This window comes from Burkholderia sp. Bp9140 (genome assembly GCF_003853425.1).
Classification (GTDB): Bacteria; Pseudomonadota; Gammaproteobacteria; order Burkholderiales; family Burkholderiaceae; genus Burkholderia.
The window spans coordinates 18,081-36,761 of record NZ_QTPQ01000031.1; the positions used below are offsets into that span (position 1 = coordinate 18,081).

An 18,681-nucleotide genomic window follows, 5' to 3' on the forward strand; every position below is an offset into this window, starting at 1 on the left:
CACCACCCTTATCGCATTTCAGCCATGTTCACGCTGTCCAACGACCCTCACGCCTCCAAGGCCGAACTCTATGCGACGCTCGTCGAGCAGGCGCGCGCACTCGTCGAATCGGAACGCGACCTGACCGCGAACGCCGCGAACTTCTCCGCGCTCGTCTATCACTCGCTCGACCGACTGAACTGGGCCGGTTTCTATTTCTTCGACGGATCGGAACTCGTGGTCGGCCCGTTCCAGGGCAAGCCCGCGTGCGTGCGTATCGCGCTCGGCAAGGGGGTGTGCGGCACGGCCGCGCAGACCCGCGAGACGCAGGTCGTGCGCGACGTGCATGAATTCCCGGGCCATATCGCCTGCGATGCCGCGTCGGAATCGGAAATCGTCGTGCCGCTGGTGGCCGCCGACGGCACGCTGATCGGCGTGTGGGACGTCGACAGCCCCGTCGCCGCGCGCTTCGACGACGAGGACCGCAACGGGATGGAAGCGCTGTGCCGCGTGTTCGTCGAACACGCGTGGCAGAAGGCGCGCGGCCAGGCAGCGTGACGCTGCCGGTCGCGGCGTCAGAAACGGCCGCCTGCTGATCGCGCCGCCGCGCGACTGCACATGAAACGGGCCTCATGACGGGGCCCGCATTCGTTGGCCGCTGCGCGCGGCTTGCCGCGCGTCAGGCCGCGTGCGTGCCGGAAAGCGCCGCGAACGCCTGCGGCGCCACGTCGTCCGACAGGATCTCGAAGCCCTGCTCCGTCACCACGACCATGTGCTCCCATTGCGCGGACAGCGAATGGTCCTTCGTGACGACCGTCCAGCCGTCCGCCAGCACGCGCGTATCGCGCTTGCCCGCATTCAGCATCGGCTCGATCGTGAAGATCATTCCCGGCCGCAGCGGCACGCCGGTGCCCGGGCGGCCGTAGTGCAGCACCTGTGGCTCGTCGTGATACACGTCGCCGATCCCGTGCCCGCAGTACTCGCGGACCACGCTGAACCCTTCGCGATGCGCGACCTGCTGGATCGCATAGCCGACGTCGCCGAGCGTCGCGCCCGGACGAACCGCGCGGATGCCCGCATGCATCGCCTCGTAGGTCGTCGCGACGAGGCGCCGCGCCAGTTCGCCCGGCTCGCCGACGAAGTACATGCGGCTCGTGTCGCCGAACCAGCCGTCCTTGATCACCGCGATATCGAGATTCACGATGTCGCCGTCACGCATCGGCCGCGACGACGGAATGCCGTGACAGACCACGTGGTTGACCGACGTGCACAGGGTTTTCGGATACCCGTGGTAGCCGATGTTCGCCGGGATCGCGCCGAGCTCGTCGACGATGTATTCGCGGCAGCGCGCGTCCAGTTCGTCGGTGGTGACGCCCGGCTTCACGTGCTCGGTGATCATCGTCAGCACCCGGGACGCGAGCTTCGCTGCCTCGCGCGACCTGGCGATTTCCGCGGCACCGCGGATCGGGATTTCGCGCCTCGCCATTACGCCACCTGCTCGAAGCCGTGGGCCACCGACTCCGTCGGACCGGCATCGCCGCCGCGGGCTTCAGTCTCGATCAGCATCCGACAGATATCGCCGTAGGACAGCGACGGATTGAGTTCCGCCAGCATCCCGACGCGCAGCCAGTGCTCCGCCTGCGCATTGATCGAACGGCTCAGCGCGGTACTGGTCGAGCGCAGCCGTTCGTGCATGTGCTCGGATATCTTGATGATTCCCATATGTCTCTAATTAAACGAAATGTAGTCGTTCCGTATATTACGCTCACCCCGGTCGCCGGGCAAGCGCCCGACCGCCAGCGAACCGCCGATCCGAGGCAGCAGGAATCCCGTTGACCTCGAATTCCAATTTGCTGGACAATAAATCCATCATGAAAGAATCAACCCGGTCCCCTGCCGACGACACCGGCATCAACGAACGCATCGCCCGGCGCGTGCGCGACTTGCGCACGCTACGAGGCTACACGCTCGATGCGCTCGCCGCGCGTTCCGGCGTCAGCCGTTCGATGATCTCGCTCATCGAGCGCGCGTCGGCGAGCCCGACGGCCGTCGTGCTCGACAAGCTCGCGGCGGGTCTCGGCGTGTCGCTGGCCGGGCTGTTCGACGGCGAACGCGACGACGCGCCCGCGCACCCTCTGGTGCGGCGCGCGCAGCAGGCGGAATGGCGCGATCCGGCATCCGGTTACGTGCGGCGCAATCTGTCGCCGCCCGGCTGGCCGTCGCCGATTCAGCTCGTCGAGATCGATTTCCCGCCCGGCGCGTGCGTCGCATACGACTCCGGCGGGCGCGAAAGCGCACTGCATCAACAGGTGTGGGTCGTCCATGGACGCGTCGACGTCACGTTCGGCGGCCAGCTTCACGAACTTCACGAAGGCGACTGCCTGGCCATGCGCGTCGATCAGCCGCTGGTTTTCAGCAACCCGTCGTCGCAGGTCGCGCGTTATGTCGTCGCGATCTGCGACGTCCCCGCCGCCGCCGGCGCGCGGAGTGTGTCATCCGTTCAAAGCCGACAGGCGCAGGAGCCCCTATGAATTCCCCGAAACAGCGCGACGACGTGCGCCTGATCGATTGCAGCGAGGCCGAGCACGCAGCCGCCATCCTCGAGATCCTGAACGATGCGATCGTGAATTCGACCGCGCTGTACGACTACCGGCCGCGCCCGCCGGAAGCGATGGTTACGTGGTTCGCGACGAAGCGCGCCAGCGGTTTTCCGGTCGTCGGCGCGGTCGACGAGGCGGGCACGCTGGTCGGCTTCGCGAGCTGGGGCACGTTCCGCGCGTTCCCGGCGTTCAAGTACACGGTCGAACACAGCGTCTACGTGCATCGCGACCATCGCGGCCGCGGGCTCGGCGAACTGCTGCTGCGGGAGTTGATCCGTCGTGCGCGCGAAGCCGACGTGCATGTGCTGGTCGGCTGCATCGACGCGACCAACGGCGGCAGCGTCGCATTGCATACGCGCCTCGGCTTCGTGCATTCGGGCACGATCACCGAAGCGGGCTTCAAGTTCGGCCGCTGGCTCGACGCGGCGTTCTATCAGTTGAGGCTCGACACGCCCGTGCAGCCGGTCGACGGCTGATCGGAATCGCCGGGCGCCCGGCGATCTCGCGCCGGCACCGGCGCTGCAAGCGGCCTGCGCCACTACGATCACCGCCCTCGCCGCGACAACGCGCGATCAACCATCGCGCCGCGTGGTCGCCGCGCCGCCTGGCTTTCCCTGGCATCCCGGGCCTCGGCCCCTCACCTTCGCCCCGTGACGACGCGTGTGACGTTCGCCGCATTCTTGCGCGAGAACGGCGGCGATACGGTATTCCCCAGCGGCCGCGGTGCGGTCGCACACCGATCCATCACCCGGAGGATGCCGTATGAAAACGCCCCATGCCCTGCCGCACCATTCCCGATCGCGACACGACGCCGGCCTCGCTCGACTCACGGTCCGATGCGTTGCGTGGTCGCTTGCCGCCGTCCCGCTTTTCTGCGGGCAAGCGTTCGCGGCCGGCGCCTGTCCGACGCCGTTTGCATTGAGCGGCAATATCGATCTGCCGTGGAAGGAAGTCACCAACAACCAGTGGCGCAACATGCTGCCGCGCGGCTGGACCGACAACGGTTTTCACTTTTACAGCCGGGTGCGCAGCCGCGGTCCGGAGAACGGCATCAACACGCCGTCGGATCTCGAGTCCGAAATCCGCAAGCAGAGCTCCGACGATCCCGCCGGCGGCAACAACCCGAATCGCCGCGCGATCACGCTGCCGATCGTGAACAGCAAGGGCCAGCATCTGCTCGCGATTTACGACTACGACGGCAAGAGCACGTCGAAGTGCGAACTGGTGACGTTGACGTATCCGGCGGAATAGGATGAGGCGCGGAAACAAATGCCCCGCCGAAGCGGGGCTTTTCTTTTCTTGCTGGAGGCGCGAGCCGGAATCGAACCGGCCTAAATGGCTTTGCAGGCCGTCATAGTATTTTTAAAATCAATCGTTTATATAGATTGACCACTCGAATAAGCCACCTGGAATCGACGCAACTGACTGCCCTCCCACCTGGAACCCAGGCTGCGGCCTACGCTTCAACATGCGATCGGGGCTTCGCGAAACAACGCGAGTCAGTACCGTGCGCCCTTCCACGCATCCCATGCAGCCGCCGCCCGTGTTCCCTTTACATAGCCGTCTTGATCCCGAACTCGATGGATGACGGCAGCGCGATATTCGCTTGGCGTGTCGCGAAACCACCATTGCTCAAAAAGCGCTCTCTCCCCGCTCACATCCTTCTCCCTGTCGCAGTTTCACCGTGGATCCAATGCCCGGTGCGATCAAAGCTGTTCCCGTCATACGGAAGCATTTGTTGATTCCTGCCAGCTCCAGTGTTGCGATCATGGTTCTCGTGTTCGCAATGGCGAGTACACTGAAAGTTCAATGGAAGCAGGAGAATGTGATGATTGACCCTGGCCCCCAAAGCACTTTCCGAGGGCTGCCGCTTACCGTTGAGCAGGACGCGGAAGTGAGGCACTACATCAAGGACCGAACTCGGCGTGGGCTACCATGGGACACGCCGGAGTTGGGCGCGATGCTCAATGACATGCTGCATCCCCCGAGTGACGGTGACGGTGATGGTGACGGCGACGTCACATCCCCGCCAGACGAAACCAGAGCCGCCGCCGAGCGTGCAACGGCGTCGATTGACGAAGCGATGGACCCCATCGAGGCAAATGAGGAGTGGAATGCGGCCATGGAGTCGGAAGGCATGAAAGGACCCCGACGATAACCTGCCAACGTCACTCCAATGATGCAGCAGTCCCTGCGCATTGCCTGACAAGGCTCGACACCGGCCGCCGAAATGCTCGCATCAGCACGGTTGAAGCTTGAGTTTTCACGCGTGGATGCAATACTCCAAGCTCAGCGATGAACGAGCCACTCCAAACCAACATGTCTGATGATGTTACCAATGTCACCGCCCCTGTTTACTGCGAGGATGCAGGTCTAATTTTCTCTGCGTACCGCCGTGGATGGGGCTATGTCGCATTCAGACTTCCAGCCGATGTTATTCGTGAGAAGTTTGGAAGTGACTTGGAGACGCCAGAGCAACTTCTCGCGGCGTTCGAGGGCAACCGAGACCATGTCGCTCTTGCAATCAGCCGGCATGCGCCACCTGAGTCCGGTCAACGCATACAGCTCGACAGTTCGGATTTTTAAAGCTCAAGCGTCCGCTGACCGTTCCCCCCGTAGTTCAGCGGATGGAATGATAAGCACGAAGCTTATCCAGCAAGGCTCCTGCCCCTTGCTGCAGCAAATCGGTAGCACGCAGGAAAGCCCGCTCACAGCGGGCTTTGGCGTTCCTGGAGCCGCCAGATCGCTCCGTCAGCTGCTGCCTGAGAAGCAGCGACCCTGTTCCGACCGGTTGTCTTCGCATAGTACAGCGCCTCGTCGGCCTCCCTGATCACCGCGCTAGGGTCGCCGTCCTGATCCGGCGTCCAGGTCGCCAGACCAATACTGGCTGTCACTCGCCCATATTCGCTACCGGCGTGCTCAAGTGCCAGGTCGTCGATTGCCGCACGAATCTGTTCTGCAATCTGCGTGGCTCCGGTCTGCGGCGTGTCCGGGAGCAGCACGACGAATTCCTCCCCGCCATAGCGAGCCGCGGTATCGGCCGGGCGTCGGATGTTCTCGCCGATGCAACGGGCGACCGCAGCCAGCGCATCATCCCCTGCCTGGTGGCCGTAAGTATCGTTGTAAGCCTTGAAGCGGTCGACGTCGACGAACAGCAGCGAGAAGACCGAATGCGCCCGCTTGGCGCGACGCCACTCCCGATCCAGCACCTCCCCGAAACTGCGACGATTGTTCAGGCCGGTGAGCCCGTCGGTGCGTGCGAGCAGCACCAGTTCGGACTCAGCGCGCATCCGGCGGCGCAGTTGCCCGCTGAGCATGATCGACAGAGCGATGAAAGCGGCGCCGAAGGTGGCCACTAACGCGCCGATCGTCACGGCGCGGTGCCGCCACGCGGCATAAATCTCCTGCTCGGCTTCCGCGACCATGATGATCAGAGGCAGAGTCGGCAGGTTCTTGAAGTAGTAGAGCCGACGTACGCCGTCAATCGACGCCGTTTCCGAGAACACGCCTTCCGGCGCGCTCCGAAATCGTCGAAAGGTCGCAGCCTTGCTGATGTCGCGGCCGACGCTGCTGACGTTGTACGGCTGACGCATCACCATGATGCCGTCCTTGCCGATCAGCGACATCGAACCGTGCTGCCCCAGCGACAGGCCCGCAAACAGCCGGTGGAAGTACTCGAGGTTGACTGCAATCAGCGCGATGCCGGCGAACGACCCGTCCGGATTCGAGATGCGCCGCGACAACACGATGCTGAGCATGCCGGCACGCAGGCGCGACACGAACGGATCGCTGACGTAAAGACCAACATCAGGGTTATCGCGGTGGACGGTGAAGTACCTGCGATCGGCGAAATTGCCCTTGCGAGGCACGTCGCTGGCCGAATCCAGGATGATGTTGCCCTTGGCATCGAGCACCAGTTGCGAACCGATAAAGGCGGCATTCATCGCATGGTCGAACAGCACGCCGCGTCGCAACGTGGGCGCCGCCGCCATCACGTCGGGCCGCTGCAGGCCGTGGATCAGCGCCTGCAAGGACAGGTCGTAGAGTTCGAAGTTGCGCTCGATGTCGCGCTCAGCCATCAGGCCGAGATTACGCGAGGTTTCGCTGGCGCGCTCCAGGGCGTCGTTACGGCTCTGGAATAGCTGCAGCACGCACAGACCCATCAACGCGCAGGCGATCACAATGCCGACCGCCACGATGACGTAGGGGGCTGCAGTCCGACGATGCATGGTCTCCTCACCGCAAAATGAGCCGCGCCCGGGGCGTGGCATGTTTTCCGCATACTAAATCGGACAGGTGCATTTGAAAACTCGGCGCGAAGCCGACCGGAACGCGAACAGCAAAAAGCAACTTTGTGTCCGACCGATGACAAAACTGCCGGTGTCTTCGAGGGACACAATTTGACGGATCGCACCGTCTGCTGCGAGTTGACCTGCCCCCGGCAAACCGGGCCAGTCAGAACCTAGTAGAGTTCGTTTTCGGAGAAGAAGCGAACTTGAAGAAGCGCTTTACGGAAGCGCAAATCATCGCGCTTCTGAAGGAAGCCGAGGCCGGCATGCCGGTGAAGACGCTGTGCGGGAAGCATGGCTTCAGTGATGCGTCGTTCTCACATGGCGCGCGAAGTTCGGCGGCATGGAGGTGTCGGAAGCGCGCCGGCTGAAGGATCTTGAGGCGGAGAACGCACGGCTGAAGACGCTACAGCGGAGGCTCCTGCCGCATTCCGGGAGCTGGGATAACAGGACTTTGCCAGACGCCGGCTGGCCCTACCGAAGGGGGCAGGCCAGCATTGCCATCTTGGGAAACGGGCCGGAAAAAGAAAAAGCCCTGATTTCTCAGGGCTTTTTCTCTGCTACTTGGAGGCGCGAGCCGGAGTCGAACCGGCCTAAACGGCTTTGCAGGCCGCTGCATAACCGCTTTGCTATCGCGCCAAAAGCGGACTGTCCTGATGCCACGGAGGCAAGCGACAGATTTTTTATTCGAGGACCGTCAGTCCATCAAATAAAAAGGGAAGCGTGGCTTCCCCATGACTTGGAGCGGGAGACGAGTCTCGAACTCGCGACCTCAACCTTGGCAAGGTTGCGCTCTACCAACTGAGCTACTCCCGCATTGTCCTGCACCTGCAGCGCTTTGCCGTACAACGCGCTGCCAGAAAAATCTGGAGCGGGAGACGAGTCTCGAACTCGCGACCTCAACCTTGGCAAGGTTGCGCTCTACCAACTGAGCTACTCCCGCATGTGTCCTGCATCTGCAGCGCTTTGCCGTACAACACGCTGCCAGAAAAATCTGGAGCGGGAGACGAGTCTCGAACTCGCGACCTCAACCTTGGCAAGGTTGCGCTCTACCAACTGAGCTACTCCCGCAGTATTGCTGCGCTACTGCTTCCCCGTCACACACTTACTTCGTCGTGCAGCGGAGAAGCGAGATTATGTCGAAGGCACATTCGTATGTCAAGGGCTTTTCCAGCCCTTTTTCCAAAAACCTGCGCGAGCGAATGTGCCGGCCCCGTCACGCGCCGCCGCGCTCGCGGATCTGCGGCCATGCGAGCTTCATGTAGTACAGCATCGACCAGATCGTCAGCACCGCCGCGAGATACATCAGCCACTCGCCCCACACGCGCGTGTCGATCGTCGCGATGCCGAGCGGCAGCGGGCCGTAGTACAGCAGCATCGGAATCGCGACCATCTGGCACGCGGTCTTGAACTTGCCGAGCTGGTTCACCGCGACGCTCTTCGACGCGCCGATCTGTGCCATCCATTCGCGCAGCGCCGAGATCGCGATTTCGCGACCGACGATCACGAGCGCGATCGCCGCATCGACCCGCGCAATCTGCACGAGGATCAGCAGCGCGGCCGTCACCATCAGCTTGTCCGCGACCGGATCGAGGAATGCGCCGAACGACGACGTCTGGTTCCACTTGCGCGCGAGAAACCCGTCGAACCAGTCGGTCAGCGCGGCGAGGATGAAGATCGCCGCCGCCGCGAGGTTGCGGTGCGCACCGCCCATCACCGTGTCCGGCAGATAGAACACGCCGACGACGAGCGGGATCAGCACGATCCGTACCCACGTCAGGAAAATCGGGAAATTGAACGGCATGGCATGCGGGTCAGTAAAGGATTCGCAATTGTGCCGTGTCGACCGGCCTGCCACAAGAACGCGAGAACGCGAGAACGCGCTCAGGCTCGGCCGGTCGCACGGCCGGATCAGTGAAGCTGCTTGTAGATCTGCTCGGCGAGCGCGTGCGAGATGCCGTCGACGCTTGCCAGCTCCTCGACGCTCGCGGCGACCACCCCGCGCAGCCCGCCGAACCGCGCGAGCAGCCGCTGGCGGCGTTTCGCGCCAACCCCTTCGAGTTCCTCGAGCCGCGAGGTCTGGCGCGCCTTCGCCCGCTTCGCGCGCATCCCGGTGATCGCAAAGCGGTGCGCCTCGTCGCGGATCTGCGCGACGAGCATCAGCGCGGCGCTCTCCTTGCCGAGTTCGAGCGGCGTGCGACCGTCCGCGAACACGAGCGTCTCGAGGCCGACCTTGCGCCCCTCGCCTTTCGCGACGCCGACCAGCATCGACGTGTCGAGCCCGAGCTCGGTGAACACCTGTCGCGCGATCTCGACCTGTCCCTTGCCGCCGTCGATCAGCACGATGTTCGGCAGCAGGCTCGATGCCTCGGCCTGGCGCGTCGATTCGCCGTCGATGCCGGCCGCGTCGTCGGCGGCCGCCGCCTGCGCGGCCTGCTCGACCATCTTCTCGTAGCGGCGCGTCAGCACCTGCCGCATGGCCGCGTAATCGTCGCCCGGCGTGATGCCGGTGATGTTGTAGCGACGGTACTCGCCCGACTGCATCTTGTGATGGTGGTAGACGACGCACGACGCCTGCGTCGCCTCGCCCATCGTGTGGCTGATGTCGAAACACTCGATGCGCAGCGTCGCGAGATCGTCGCATTCGAAGTTGAGCGTCTCCGCGAGCGCGCGCGTGCGCGCCTGCTGCGAGCCCTGCTCGGACAGCAGCCGTGCGAGCGCGAGCCGTGCATTCTGTTCGGCCATCGACAGCCACGCGCGCCGCTGCCCCTGCGGCTGCCGCACCAGCGACACCTTGTGACCGGCCTGCTCGGACAGCAGCTCGAGCAGGTCGCGGCTCGCGGGCGCATGGCTCACGACCAGCACCGGCGGCACGCGATTGCCGAGATAGTGCTGCGCGATGAACGCATCGAGCACCTCGGCCTCCACCGGCGCCCCCGCGCCACGCGCGGCGGCAGCCTCTTCCGCGGGCTGGTCGGGCAACGCCGCGGCGGCTTCGCCGGCACCGTGCGCCGCCTCGGCCTCGTCGCCGAGCCCGCCTTCGGCAAGCGTCAGCGCACTTTCGACGTGCGTCGGGAAATACGCCTTGTCGCCGAGGTGCCGGCCGCCGCGCACCATCGCCAGGTTCACGCACACGCGTCCGCCCTGCGCGACGACCGCCAGGATGTCGACGTCGCTGTCGCTGCCGACCTCGATCGCCTGCTGGTGCAGCACCGTCGCGAGCGAACTCATCTGGTTGCGCACGGCGGCCGCCTGCTCGAACTTCAGCTCGGCCGCGAACGCGTGCATCTTCTGCTCGAGCTCCTTCATCACTTCCGACTGCCGGCCGAGCAGGAAGCGCGCGGCGTTCGACACGTCGATCGCGTAGTCGTCCTCGGAAATCGCGCCGACGCACGGCGCCGTGCAGCGCCCGATCTGATGCAGCAGGCACGGCCGCGTGCGGTTGTTGAAGACCGAATCCTCGCAGGTGCGCAACTGGAACACGCGCTGCAGGATCTGGATGCTCTCGCGCACGGCCCACGCGCTCGGGAACGGCCCGAAGTACTGGTTCTGCTTGTCGACCGAGCCGCGGTAGTACGCCATGCGCGGAAAGCGGTGCGCGGTGAGCTTCAGGTACGGATACGACTTGTCGTCGCGAAACAGGATGTTGTAGCGCGGCGCGAGCGCCTTGATCAGGTTGTTCTCGAGCAGCAGCGCCTCGGCCTCCGAGCGCGTGACGGTCGTCTCGATGCGCGCGATGCGCGTGACCATCATCGCGATGCGCGGCGACAGCTGCGTCTTCGTGAAATAGCTCGATACGCGCTTCTTCAGGTCACGCGCCTTGCCGACGTAAAGCACGGCGCCCGCGGTGTCGTAGTAGCGGTAGACGCCCGGCATGTGCGGCAACTGCGCGAGGATCTTCTTGGGTTCGAACGGGGTGTCGGCGGCTTCTGGGGATGTCATGCGTGATCCGGGTGCCTTGTGGCGCGGAACGGGTCCATTAGAATCGCCAGTTTAGAGCATTCACCGGCCCGCTTCGATGCCCCGCACCGCCCCCGCCCCCGCTTCACCGCTCGCGCCCGACGAACCGATCGCGTGCGACCTCTTCTGCACCGTGATCGACAACTTCGGCGACATCGGCGTGTGCTGGCGCCTCGCCCGCCAGCTCGCGCACGAACACGGCTGGCAGGTGCGCCTCTTCATCGACGACCTGCACACGTTCGCGCGGCTGCTGCCGGGGGTCGATCCCGATGCCGGGCGGCAGATGCTCGACGGCATCGCGGTCGAACACTGGCATGCGGAAGTCGGCGACGCGCTGGAGATCGCCGACGTCGTGATCGAGGCGTTCGCGTGCGAGCTGCCCGGCGCGTATCTCGCGGCGATGGCGCGCCGCGCGCGCCGCCCCGTATGGATCAATCTCGAATACCTGAGCGCCGAGGACTGGGTCGCCGATTTCCATTTGCGGCCGTCGCCGCACCCGCGCTACCCGCTGCTGAAGACGTTCTTCTTCCCGGGACTGTCGGCCGGCACGGGCGGCGTGCTGAAGGAACGCGGCCTCGACGCGCGCCGCACGGCCTTCGCAGCCGACGCGGCGGCGCGTGCCGCGTGGTGGCAGCATGCGACCGGCGACGCGCCGCCGGCGCCCGGCACGACGGTCGTCAGCCTGTTCGCGTATGAAAATCCGGCCGTCGACGCACTGCTCGCGCAGTGGCGCGACAGCCCGTCGCCCGTCGTCGCGCTCGTGCCCGCCGGCCGTGTATCGCCGGCTCTCGCCCGTTTTTTCGGGGTCGAATCGTTCGGCGCCGGCGCACGCGGGAAGCGCGGCAACCTGACCGCTTACGGGCTCGCGTTCGTCCCGCAGGCCGACTATGACCTGCTGCTGTGGGCGGCCGACGTCAATTTCGTGCGTGGCGAGGACTCGTTCGTCCGCGCGCAATGGGCACGCAAGCCGTTCGTGTGGCACATCTACCCGCAGGCCGACGATGCGCACCTGCCGAAGCTCGACGCGGCGCTCGCGCACCTGTCGGCCGGGCTTGCCGACGCGCCGCGCGCGGCGCTCGAGCGCTTCTGGCACGCGTGGAATGGCGCCGGCACGCCCGATTGGGCGGATTTGCTGCAACACCGTGCCGCGTTCGACGCCAACGCGGCCCGCTGGGCCGACGCATTGGCGAGCGTCGGCGATCTCGCCGGAAAGCTGGCGGAATACGCAAAATCTCAGTTAAAATAAACGGTTATCCGACGGCTGACCACGCAAGCGCTCGCGCTTGAGGCGCTTGGCGCCCACCGGAACGCACCCCGCTTGCGCCGTCAGCCGTTGCGCAACGCTCAGGCACCTATTTATTTGATTGGATCAGGACAGTTTTTATGAAGACCGCACAGGAACTCCGCGTAGGCAACGTCGTGCAGATCGGCAGCGAAGCATGGGTCATCGCAAAGGCGGAATACAACAAGTCGGGCCGTAACTCCGCCGTCGTCAAGATGAAGATGAAGAACCTGCTGACGAACGCAGGCCAGGAATCGGTCTACAAGGCCGACGACAAGTTCGACGTCGTCGTGCTGGACCGCAAGGAAGTGACGTACTCGTACTTCGCCGACCCGATGTACGTGTTCATGGACGCCGACTACAACCAGTACGAAGTCGAAGCGGAAATGATGGGCGAAGCGCTGAACTACCTCGAAGACGGCATGGCTTGCGAAGTCGTGTTCTACAACGAGAAGGCGATCTCGGTCGAACTGCCGACGATCCTGGTTCGCGAGATCACCTACACGGAACCGGCCGTCAAGGGCGACACGTCGTCGGGCAAGGTGCTGAAGAACGCCAAGCTCGCGACGGGCTTCGAACTGCAAGTGCCGCTGTTCTGCAGCACCGGCGACAAGATCGAAATCGATACGCGTACGAACGAATACCGCAGCCGCGCGTAATCGCCCGCGAATTCCGTATCGAAAAAAGCGCCCTGCGGGGCGCTTTTTGTTTGCCTGCCGTCGACAGCACCGGTGCGGCGGTACCATAGGCAGCACAAAATCCAGCACTAAAGGTATTCAATTTGTATCATCGGTAACTGTTTTATATCAACGGAGAAATAATGCACGTCAGGCGTTCAGCGGGGCATAAAATCAGTTTTTAATCTGACATGCGGCTGCGGCCGGCTCGATGGCCGACAGCCCGCCTCTCTTGACTCGACTCGCGTCCACCATGCCACACGCCCTGATTGTCGAAGACGATCCCAACAGTCTGTCCGGCCTGACCGCGCTGCTCGCAGCAGACGGCTTCTCGGTCGACACGGCCACGTCGCTCGCCGAGGCACGCACGGCGCTCGGCCGCTCGATTCCCGATGTCGTCCTCGTCGACCTGAACCTGCCGGACGGCAGCGGGTTCGACCTGCTCCAGCACCTGCCGCAGCAGCAGCCGAACGGCTCGCTGCCGGTGATCGTGCTGACGGGCAACGCGACGGTCGAGAGCGCGATCGAAGGCCTGCGTCACGGCATCTGGGACTACCTGCTGAAGCCGATCAACATTCCGCGCCTGCGCAGCCTGCTGGCCCGGATTCCGCGGCCCTACGAACTGATCGACGAAGTGCGGACGCTGCGCGCGTCGCTGCGCCACCTCGGCCGCTTCGGGGCACTGGTCGGCCGCAGCGAGGCGATGCAGCACGTGTACGACATGATCGAACACAACGCGGGCTCCGAAACGGCCGTGCTGTTCGCGGGCGAAGCCGGCGCCGGCAAGAAGCTGGCCGCGCGCACGCTGCACGACCTGAGCCGGCGCCGCAAGGGGCCGTTCGTGACGTTCGACTGCCGCACGATCGCGCAGGCCGGGCGTTACGGCGCGTCGCTCGACAGCGTGCTGTTCGGCCATGAGCGCGGCGCGTTCGACGGCGCCGAACGGCGCGAATCGGGCCTGTTCGAACAGGCCGGCGGCGGCACGTTGTTCCTCGACGAGATCACCGCGTTGCCGCTCGTGCTGCAGGAGGCGCTGCTGCATGCGCTCGACTCGCAGAACTTCATGCGGATCGGCGGCACGAGTTCGATCACGAGCGACTTCCGGCTGATCGCGACCACGCGCCGCCCGGCGCGCGAGGCAGTCGCGAACGGCACGCTGCGCGAGGATCTGTGGCTGCGTCTCGACGCGGCATCGATCACGATGCCGCCGCTGCGCGAGCGCGACGGCGATGCGCTCGCCATCGCGGACGCACTGATCGACGAACTGAATCGCGACGCACGCGCCACCGGACGCAGCACGACCGACAAGCGCGCGGCGTCGGGCTTCGTACGCGAATGCCTGTCCTACGAATGGCCCGGCAACGTGCGCGAACTGCACGAGCGCGTGCGCTTCGCCTACGACGCGTCCGGCGATTTCATCGAGACGCTCCGCGCGGGCGAAGCGACCTTCGCGACCGGCGCCGCGCTGAACGGCAGCAGCGTCCAGATCAAGGTCGGCACCCCGCTGTCCGACGTCGAGGACCTGCTGATCCGCGCGACGCTCGACGCGGTCGGCGGCACGCGCCATCGCGCCGCGACGCTGCTCGGCATCAGCCCCAAGACGCTGTACAACAAGCTGCAGCGGATGAAGGTCAACTGACCGGGCGCGAGGTTGTTCGGGGCGCCGGCTGGATTTGACGGTTAGTTGCGTAATGGCGGTTTGCCCGCGTTTCGCATCCCGATGAAGAAACCGCGCGAACGCGCGGTTTTTTCGGCAACGGGAGGGCGGCATCGCGCCGCCCTTCCCCGCTTACGCCAGTGCGCTACGCAACAGCGCTTGCGCCTGCACGTACTCGGGCTGCACGATCAGCTTGTCCCACTTGAGCGGCTTGCCGCGCGCCCGCATCCGCTTGATGCGCCGCACCGACGCGGCCGACGCCTGCGCCTTCAGCCCGTTCAGCACGACCTCGGCCGCGTCCGGCTGGTTGCAGACGAGCACCATGTCGCAGCCGGCGGCGAGCGCCGCGTCGGCCGCCTGCGTGAGCGTGCCGCCTTCGCGCGCCGCCTCCATCGACAGGTCGTCGCTGAAGATCGCGCCCGCAAAGCCCAACTGCCCGCGCAGGATGTCCTGCAGCCACACGCGCGAGAAGCCGGCCGGCCGCTTGTCGACCTGCGTGTAGATCACGTGCGCGGGGATCACCGCGGACAGCGACAGGCCGAGCCAGTCGTACGGCGCGACGTCCTGCTTGAGGATCGTGTCGAGCGGCCGGTCGTCGGTCGGCAGCGCGACGTGCGAATCGGCTTCCGCGAAACCGTGCCCCGGGAAATGCTTGCCGCAGTTCGCCATGCCGGCGAGCGACAGCCCGTGGTTCAGGCTCTTCGCGAGCAGCGTGACGACGCGCGGGTCGCGATGGAACGCGCGATCGCCGATCACCTTCGAGTGCCCGTAGTCGAGGTCGAGCACGGGTGTGAAGCTCATGTCGATCCCGCATGCACGCAGCTCGGCGGCCAGGATGTAGCCGACCGCGGTCGCGACCTTCGTCGCGAGCAGCACGTCGCGGTCCCACAGTTCGCCGAGGCGGCGCATCGCGGGCAGCACCGTGAAGCCGTCGGTGCGGAATCGTTGCACGCGGCCGCCTTCGTGATCGACGGCGATCAGGATGTCCTCGCGCACCGCGCGGATCGAATCGGTCAGCGCGGTCAGCTGCGCGCGGTTCTGGAAATGCCGCGCGAACAGGATCACGCCGCCGGTGTTCGGATGCGCAAGGCGCCGCGCATCGTCGCGCGACAGGGCCGTGCCGACGACGTCGAGCATGACCGGGCCAGGAGTCGTTTTCATCGGATCGGGAAGTCCGTCAGGGAGTGGGTCGGGAAACAGATACGGGTGCAGGCGGCGACGCGGCGTCGGTCTCGGCGACTACGAACGACACCGCGTAGTCGCGTTCGTCGCTGACCGTCACGCGTGCCGTGATGCCGCGTGCGGCGAGCCAGTCGGCCAGCTCGCCCGACGCGACGACGTACGGTTCGCCGCTGCGCTGGTTGAGGGTCTGCAGCGCGCGCCACGTCATCGGCCAGTGCATGCCGAGCCCGATCGCCTTCGAGAACGCTTCCTTCGCGGAAAAACGCGTCGCGAGAAACGCGATGCCGCGCGCCTCGGAGCGCGCGCGGCGCGCGTGGAACACGCGCAGTTCGTCGGGGCCCAGCACCTTCTCGGCAAACCGGCCGCCCGTGCGCTCGAGCACGGCCGCGATGCGGCTTACCTGGACGATGTCGGTGCCGATGCCATAGATCGCCATGTCAGCGCCCGCCGTGATGCGCGGACGATGCCGGGTGGCGAGTAAAACGCGCGCGCGCGGAATGCATCGTCAGCGCGCGCCGCCGTGCAACGCGGCGACACGCGCGGCAACCATGATCGCCTTCATCTCGCGCACCGCGTTGTCCCAGCCCGCGAAGAGCGCGTGCGCGACGATCGCGTGGCCGATGTTCAGTTCGACGATGCCGTCGATCGCGGCGATCTGCTGCACGTTCGTGTAATGCAGGCCGTGACCGGCATTGACCTTCAGGCCCAGTTGCGCGCCGGCGTGCACGCCCGCCACGATGCGCTCGTATTCGCGCTGCTGCTCGGCTTCGTCGTGCGCATCGGCGTAGCGGCCGGTATGCAGCTCGATCACCGGCGCGCCGGCTTCGTGCGCGGCGCGAATCTGTGTTTCGTCCGGATCGATGAACAGCGACACGCGCACACCGGCGTCGGCGAGCTGCGTGCAGGCCGCACGCACGGCCTCGAAGCGGCCGGCGACGTCGAGGCCGCCTTCGGTCGTGAGCTCCTCGCGCTTCTCGGGCACGAGGCACGCGTCGTGCGGACGGACTTCGCATGCGATGTCGAGCATCTCGGCCGTCACCGCGCATTCGAGGTTCATCCGCGTCTTCAGCAGCGGGCGCAGCTTGCGCACGTCGGCGTCGACGATGTGGCGGCGGTCCTCGCGCAGGTGCAGCGTGATCGCGTCCGCACCGGCCTCTTCGGCGGCGAGCGCCGCGCGGATCGGATCGGGATAGGTCGTGCCGCGCGCGTTGCGCAGCGTCGCGACGTGGTCGATGTTCACGCCGAGGTCGATGACGGTCGGCGTTGTCAGGAAGAAGCTCATAGGTTTTGCAGGTCGATCAGGATCTGACGCGTGGCAAGCGGCGTGCCGCCGAGATAGGTGTTCAGCAGGAAGCGCATCAGCGTCTTGCTTTGCGCAACCGTCTGGGCTCGATGGTAATCGTCCTGCTCCATGTCGAGCAACGTCTGTCCGGTAATCACCGGCCAGTGCGACGGCACGTCGTCGTCCGCATTGCGCACGCCGCGTTCGGGATCGAACACGTAGCGGCGATCGGGTTCGACCGCGCGGCGCGCGACCGTGCGGTTCAGCGCCATCGCATAGCCCGTCTCGCGCAGCAGCACGCGCTCGAACGAGCGCAGCACCTGCACCGCCGGCTCGCCGTGCGCGAGGCGCGTGAGGGTCAGCACGTAATGATTGAAGAGCGGCGGCTGGGGATCCTCGCGTGCGCAGAATTTCACGAGCAGCTCGTTCGCGTAGAAGCCGCACAGCAGCCCGTCGCCGCCGAGCGGCAACATCCCGCCCACCCACTCGGCGCCCGTCAGCGTGCGCACTTCGGATTTGCCCGACCAGGACAGCAGCAGCGGCTGGAACGTCTGCAGCACACCGCGCAGCGCGGAGTGCGGGCGCTTCGCGCCCTTCGCGACGAGCGCGAGGCGGCCGTGATCGCGCGTGAGCACGTCGATGATCAGGCTCGTTTCCCGGTACGGATAGCTGTGCAGCACGAACGCCGGCTGCTCGGCGACGCGGAAATCGGACGTGCGAGACGTCGCGCGCCGCGCCTTGCGACGCGGCGGTTCTGGCGGTGCCGGCAGCGGCGCGTCGTTCGCGCCGGCGGTCACCGCGTCTTCGGTCGACGTCAGCGCGTCATTCGTACCCATAGGCGCGCAGCCCCGCCTCGTTGTCGGCCCAGCCGCTCTTCACCTTCACGAAGGTCTCGAGGTACACGGGGCCGTCGAACAGCTTTTCCATGTCCATCCGCGCCTCGGTGCTGATCTGCTTGAGCTTCTCGCCCTTCTTGCCGATCACCATCGCCTTGTGCGAATCGCGTTCGACGAGGATCGTCGCGAAGATGCGCTTCAGGCGCCCTTCCTCCTCGAACTTGTCGATCAGCACGGTGCTCGTGTACGGCAGTTCGTCGCCGGTCCAGCGGAACACCTTCTCGCGCAGGATTTCGGCCGCGAGGAAGCGCGAACTGCGGTCGGTCAGTTCGTCCTCGCCATAGATCGGCTCGCCTTCCGGCAGGTACGGCTTGATCGTGTCCAGCAGGCGCTTGATGTCTTCCGGCCGCTGCGCCGACAGCGGCACGAGCTCGGTGAATTCGCGCAGCGCGCTCATCTGCTGCATGAACGGGAACAGCGTCGCCTTGTCGGCCACACGGTCGATCTTGTTCGCGATCAGCAGCGTCGGCATGCCGGGCGGGATCAGGTCGAGCACCTTCTGGTCGTCGGGCCCGAAGCGGCCGGCCTCGATCACGAACAGGATCACGTCGACCGACGTGAGCGTCGACGTGACCGCGCGGTTCAGCGAGCGATTCAGCGCGGTGCTGTGACGGGTCTGGAAACCCGGCGTGTCGACGAACACGAATTGCGCGTCGTCGAACGTGTTGATGCCGGTGATGCGATGGCGGGTCGTTTGCGCCTTGCGCGACGTGATGCTGATCTTCTGGCCGACGAGTGCGTTCATCAACGTCGACTTGCCGACGTTCGGGCGGCCCACGATCGCGATCATGCCGCAACGGAAACCGGTAGGAGCGGGAGTGTTCATATCGTTTGGGAGACAGGTTCGGAACCGGCCGCGCGGCGCGCGGCACGATCG

General features: G+C 65.5%; 19 protein-coding genes, 4 tRNA genes and 1 pseudogene. 10 read left to right on the forward strand and 14 right to left on the reverse strand.

Going from position 1 to position 18,681, the window contains the following annotated elements; genetic code table 11:
* Nucleotides 1-24: 24 nt before the first annotated feature.
* A complete protein-coding gene (locus DIE21_RS24455; protein ID WP_124500131.1) occupies nt 25-537 on the forward strand; it encodes a GAF domain-containing protein in 513 nt (170 codons plus the stop codon).
* A 121-nt stretch (nt 538-658) separates the two neighbouring features.
* Here DIE21_RS24455 and map read toward each other — a convergent pair whose 3' ends face one another.
* Complete coding sequence (gene map, locus DIE21_RS24460) at nt 659-1,465, reverse strand: type I methionyl aminopeptidase (protein WP_124500132.1); 807 nt, start codon at nt 1,463-1,465, stop codon at nt 659-661.
* A complete protein-coding gene (locus DIE21_RS24465) occupies nt 1,465-1,701 on the reverse strand; it encodes a ParD-like family protein (protein WP_124500133.1) in 237 nt (78 codons plus the stop codon). The genes map and DIE21_RS24465 overlap by 1 nt, the downstream gene beginning before the upstream one ends.
* Nucleotides 1,702-1,850: 149 nt before the next feature.
* Here DIE21_RS24465 and DIE21_RS24470 point away from each other — a divergent pair, with 149 nt between their 5' ends.
* The 5 genes from DIE21_RS24470 (at nt 1,851) to DIE21_RS24490 (ending at nt 5,165) form a co-directional block, all read left to right on the forward strand.
* Nucleotides 1,851-2,510 (forward strand): helix-turn-helix domain-containing protein, encoded by a 660-nt coding sequence (locus DIE21_RS24470; RefSeq protein WP_124500134.1) that lies wholly within the window; start codon nt 1,851-1,853, stop codon nt 2,508-2,510.
* Nucleotides 2,507-3,055: a GNAT family N-acetyltransferase gene (locus DIE21_RS24475; RefSeq protein ID WP_124500135.1), complete on the forward strand. Its 549-nt coding sequence runs from the start codon at nt 2,507-2,509 to the stop codon at nt 3,053-3,055. Before DIE21_RS24470 ends, DIE21_RS24475 begins: the two co-directional genes overlap by 4 nt.
* A gap of 442 nt (nt 3,056-3,497) precedes the next feature.
* Nucleotides 3,498-3,830 (forward strand): hypothetical protein, encoded by a 333-nt coding sequence (locus tag DIE21_RS24480; RefSeq protein ID WP_260426740.1) that lies wholly within the window; start codon nt 3,498-3,500, stop codon nt 3,828-3,830.
* Between the two features lie 577 nt (nt 3,831-4,407).
* Nucleotides 4,408-4,737, forward strand: coding sequence for a hypothetical protein (locus DIE21_RS24485; protein WP_124500203.1), 330 nt, complete (start codon nt 4,408-4,410; stop codon nt 4,735-4,737).
* A gap of 137 nt (nt 4,738-4,874) precedes the next feature.
* Complete coding sequence (locus tag DIE21_RS24490; RefSeq protein WP_124500137.1) at nt 4,875-5,165, forward strand: hypothetical protein; 291 nt, start codon at nt 4,875-4,877, stop codon at nt 5,163-5,165.
* Nucleotides 5,166-5,287: 122 nt separating this feature from the next.
* Here DIE21_RS24490 and DIE21_RS24495 read toward each other — a convergent pair whose 3' ends face one another.
* On the reverse strand, nt 5,288-6,808 hold the full coding sequence (locus DIE21_RS24495; protein WP_124500138.1) for a sensor domain-containing diguanylate cyclase: 1,521 nt from the start codon (nt 6,806-6,808) through the stop codon (nt 5,288-5,290).
* A 266-nt stretch (nt 6,809-7,074) separates the two neighbouring features.
* Between DIE21_RS24495 and DIE21_RS24500 the strand changes: the two are divergent.
* Nucleotides 7,075-7,277, forward strand: a pseudogene (locus DIE21_RS24500) (transposase); the annotation flags it as partial.
* 156 nt (nt 7,278-7,433) lie between these two features.
* On the opposite strand, the gene DIE21_RS24505 reads toward DIE21_RS24500, so the two are convergent.
* The 6 genes from DIE21_RS24505 to uvrC form a co-directional block, all read right to left on the reverse strand.
* A tRNA-Cys gene (locus DIE21_RS24505) sits at nt 7,434-7,507 on the reverse strand.
* Nucleotides 7,508-7,608: 101 nt separating this feature from the next.
* Nucleotides 7,609-7,684, reverse strand: a tRNA-Gly gene (locus tag DIE21_RS24510).
* A gap of 51 nt (nt 7,685-7,735) precedes the next feature.
* Nucleotides 7,736-7,811: transfer RNA gene (locus DIE21_RS24515), tRNA-Gly, on the reverse strand.
* Between the two features lie 52 nt (nt 7,812-7,863).
* A tRNA-Gly gene (locus DIE21_RS24520) sits at nt 7,864-7,939 on the reverse strand.
* Nucleotides 7,940-8,084: 145 nt separating this feature from the next.
* Nucleotides 8,085-8,672, reverse strand: coding sequence for a CDP-diacylglycerol--glycerol-3-phosphate 3-phosphatidyltransferase (pgsA, locus tag DIE21_RS24525; protein WP_059447979.1), 588 nt, complete (start codon nt 8,670-8,672; stop codon nt 8,085-8,087).
* 107 nt (nt 8,673-8,779) lie between these two features.
* Nucleotides 8,780-10,810, reverse strand: a complete 2,031-nt coding sequence (gene uvrC / locus DIE21_RS24530; protein ID WP_124500139.1) for an excinuclease ABC subunit UvrC — start codon at nt 10,808-10,810, stop codon at nt 8,780-8,782.
* 76 nt (nt 10,811-10,886) lie between these two features.
* On the opposite strand from uvrC, the gene earP reads away from it, so the two are divergent.
* The 3 genes from earP (at nt 10,887) to DIE21_RS24545 (ending at nt 14,426) form a co-directional block, all read left to right on the forward strand.
* Complete coding sequence (gene earP, locus DIE21_RS24535; protein ID WP_124500140.1) at nt 10,887-12,074, forward strand: elongation factor P maturation arginine rhamnosyltransferase EarP; 1,188 nt, start codon at nt 10,887-10,889, stop codon at nt 12,072-12,074.
* 137 nt (nt 12,075-12,211) lie between these two features.
* Complete coding sequence (gene efp / locus DIE21_RS24540; protein ID WP_124500141.1) at nt 12,212-12,769, forward strand: elongation factor P; 558 nt, start codon at nt 12,212-12,214, stop codon at nt 12,767-12,769.
* 271 nt (nt 12,770-13,040) lie between these two features.
* Nucleotides 13,041-14,426 (forward strand): sigma-54 dependent transcriptional regulator, encoded by a 1,386-nt coding sequence (locus DIE21_RS24545; protein WP_124500142.1) that lies wholly within the window; start codon nt 13,041-13,043, stop codon nt 14,424-14,426.
* Between the two features lie 150 nt (nt 14,427-14,576).
* Here the strand turns inward: DIE21_RS24545 and nagZ are convergent, their stop codons facing one another.
* The 5 genes from nagZ to era form a co-directional block, all read right to left on the reverse strand.
* Nucleotides 14,577-15,605, reverse strand: a complete 1,029-nt coding sequence (nagZ, locus tag DIE21_RS24550; RefSeq protein WP_124500143.1) for a beta-N-acetylhexosaminidase — start codon at nt 15,603-15,605, stop codon at nt 14,577-14,579.
* 16 nt (nt 15,606-15,621) lie between these two features.
* On the reverse strand, nt 15,622-16,062 hold the full coding sequence (gene acpS / locus DIE21_RS24555) for a holo-ACP synthase (RefSeq protein WP_124500144.1): 441 nt from the start codon (nt 16,060-16,062) through the stop codon (nt 15,622-15,624).
* A gap of 69 nt (nt 16,063-16,131) precedes the next feature.
* Entirely contained in the window at nt 16,132-16,908 is a 777-nt protein-coding gene (gene pdxJ, locus DIE21_RS24560; protein WP_124500145.1) for a pyridoxine 5'-phosphate synthase, read from the reverse strand.
* On the reverse strand, nt 16,905-17,744 hold the full coding sequence (gene recO, locus DIE21_RS24565; RefSeq protein ID WP_014897645.1) for a DNA repair protein RecO: 840 nt from the start codon (nt 17,742-17,744) through the stop codon (nt 16,905-16,907). The genes pdxJ and recO overlap by 4 nt, the downstream gene beginning before the upstream one ends.
* Nucleotides 17,731-18,630 (reverse strand): GTPase Era, encoded by a 900-nt coding sequence (gene era, locus DIE21_RS24570; RefSeq protein ID WP_124500146.1) that lies wholly within the window; start codon nt 18,628-18,630, stop codon nt 17,731-17,733. The genes recO and era overlap by 14 nt, the downstream gene beginning before the upstream one ends.
* Nucleotides 18,631-18,681: the final 51 nt, after the last annotated feature.

Bases quoted from the DNA above. Each gene is read 5' to 3' on its own strand.
- era (WP_124500146.1), bottom strand. From the start codon at position 18,630: ATGAACACTCCCGCTCCTACCGGTTTCCGTTGCGGCATGATCGCGATC.
- DIE21_RS24495 (WP_124500138.1), bottom strand. From the start codon at position 6,808: ATGCATCGTCGGACTGCAGCCCCCTACGTCATCGTGGCGGTCGGCATT.
- map (WP_124500132.1), bottom strand. From the start codon at position 1,465: ATGGCGAGGCGCGAAATCCCGATCCGCGGTGCCGCGGAAATCGCCAGG.
- recO (WP_014897645.1), bottom strand. From the start codon at position 17,744: ATGGGTACGAATGACGCGCTGACGTCGACCGAAGACGCGGTGACCGCC.
- DIE21_RS24470 (WP_124500134.1), top strand. From the start codon at position 1,851: ATGAAAGAATCAACCCGGTCCCCTGCCGACGACACCGGCATCAACGAA.
- DIE21_RS24465 (WP_124500133.1), bottom strand. From the start codon at position 1,701: ATGGGAATCATCAAGATATCCGAGCACATGCACGAACGGCTGCGCTCG.
- DIE21_RS24455 (WP_124500131.1), top strand. From the start codon at position 25: ATGTTCACGCTGTCCAACGACCCTCACGCCTCCAAGGCCGAACTCTAT.
- pgsA (WP_059447979.1), bottom strand. From the start codon at position 8,672: ATGCCGTTCAATTTCCCGATTTTCCTGACGTGGGTACGGATCGTGCTG.
- earP (WP_124500140.1), top strand. From the start codon at position 10,887: ATGCCCCGCACCGCCCCCGCCCCCGCTTCACCGCTCGCGCCCGACGAA.
- pdxJ (WP_124500145.1), bottom strand. From the start codon at position 16,908: ATGAGCTTCTTCCTGACAACGCCGACCGTCATCGACCTCGGCGTGAAC.
- efp (WP_124500141.1), top strand. From the start codon at position 12,212: ATGAAGACCGCACAGGAACTCCGCGTAGGCAACGTCGTGCAGATCGGC.
- acpS (WP_124500144.1), bottom strand. From the start codon at position 16,062: ATGGCGATCTATGGCATCGGCACCGACATCGTCCAGGTAAGCCGCATC.
- DIE21_RS24490 (WP_124500137.1), top strand. From the start codon at position 4,875: ATGAACGAGCCACTCCAAACCAACATGTCTGATGATGTTACCAATGTC.
- DIE21_RS24475 (WP_124500135.1), top strand. From the start codon at position 2,507: ATGAATTCCCCGAAACAGCGCGACGACGTGCGCCTGATCGATTGCAGC.
- DIE21_RS24545 (WP_124500142.1), top strand. From the start codon at position 13,041: ATGCCACACGCCCTGATTGTCGAAGACGATCCCAACAGTCTGTCCGGC.
- DIE21_RS24485 (WP_124500203.1), top strand. From the start codon at position 4,408: ATGATTGACCCTGGCCCCCAAAGCACTTTCCGAGGGCTGCCGCTTACC.
- nagZ (WP_124500143.1), bottom strand. From the start codon at position 15,605: ATGAAAACGACTCCTGGCCCGGTCATGCTCGACGTCGTCGGCACGGCC.
- uvrC (WP_124500139.1), bottom strand. From the start codon at position 10,810: ATGACATCCCCAGAAGCCGCCGACACCCCGTTCGAACCCAAGAAGATC.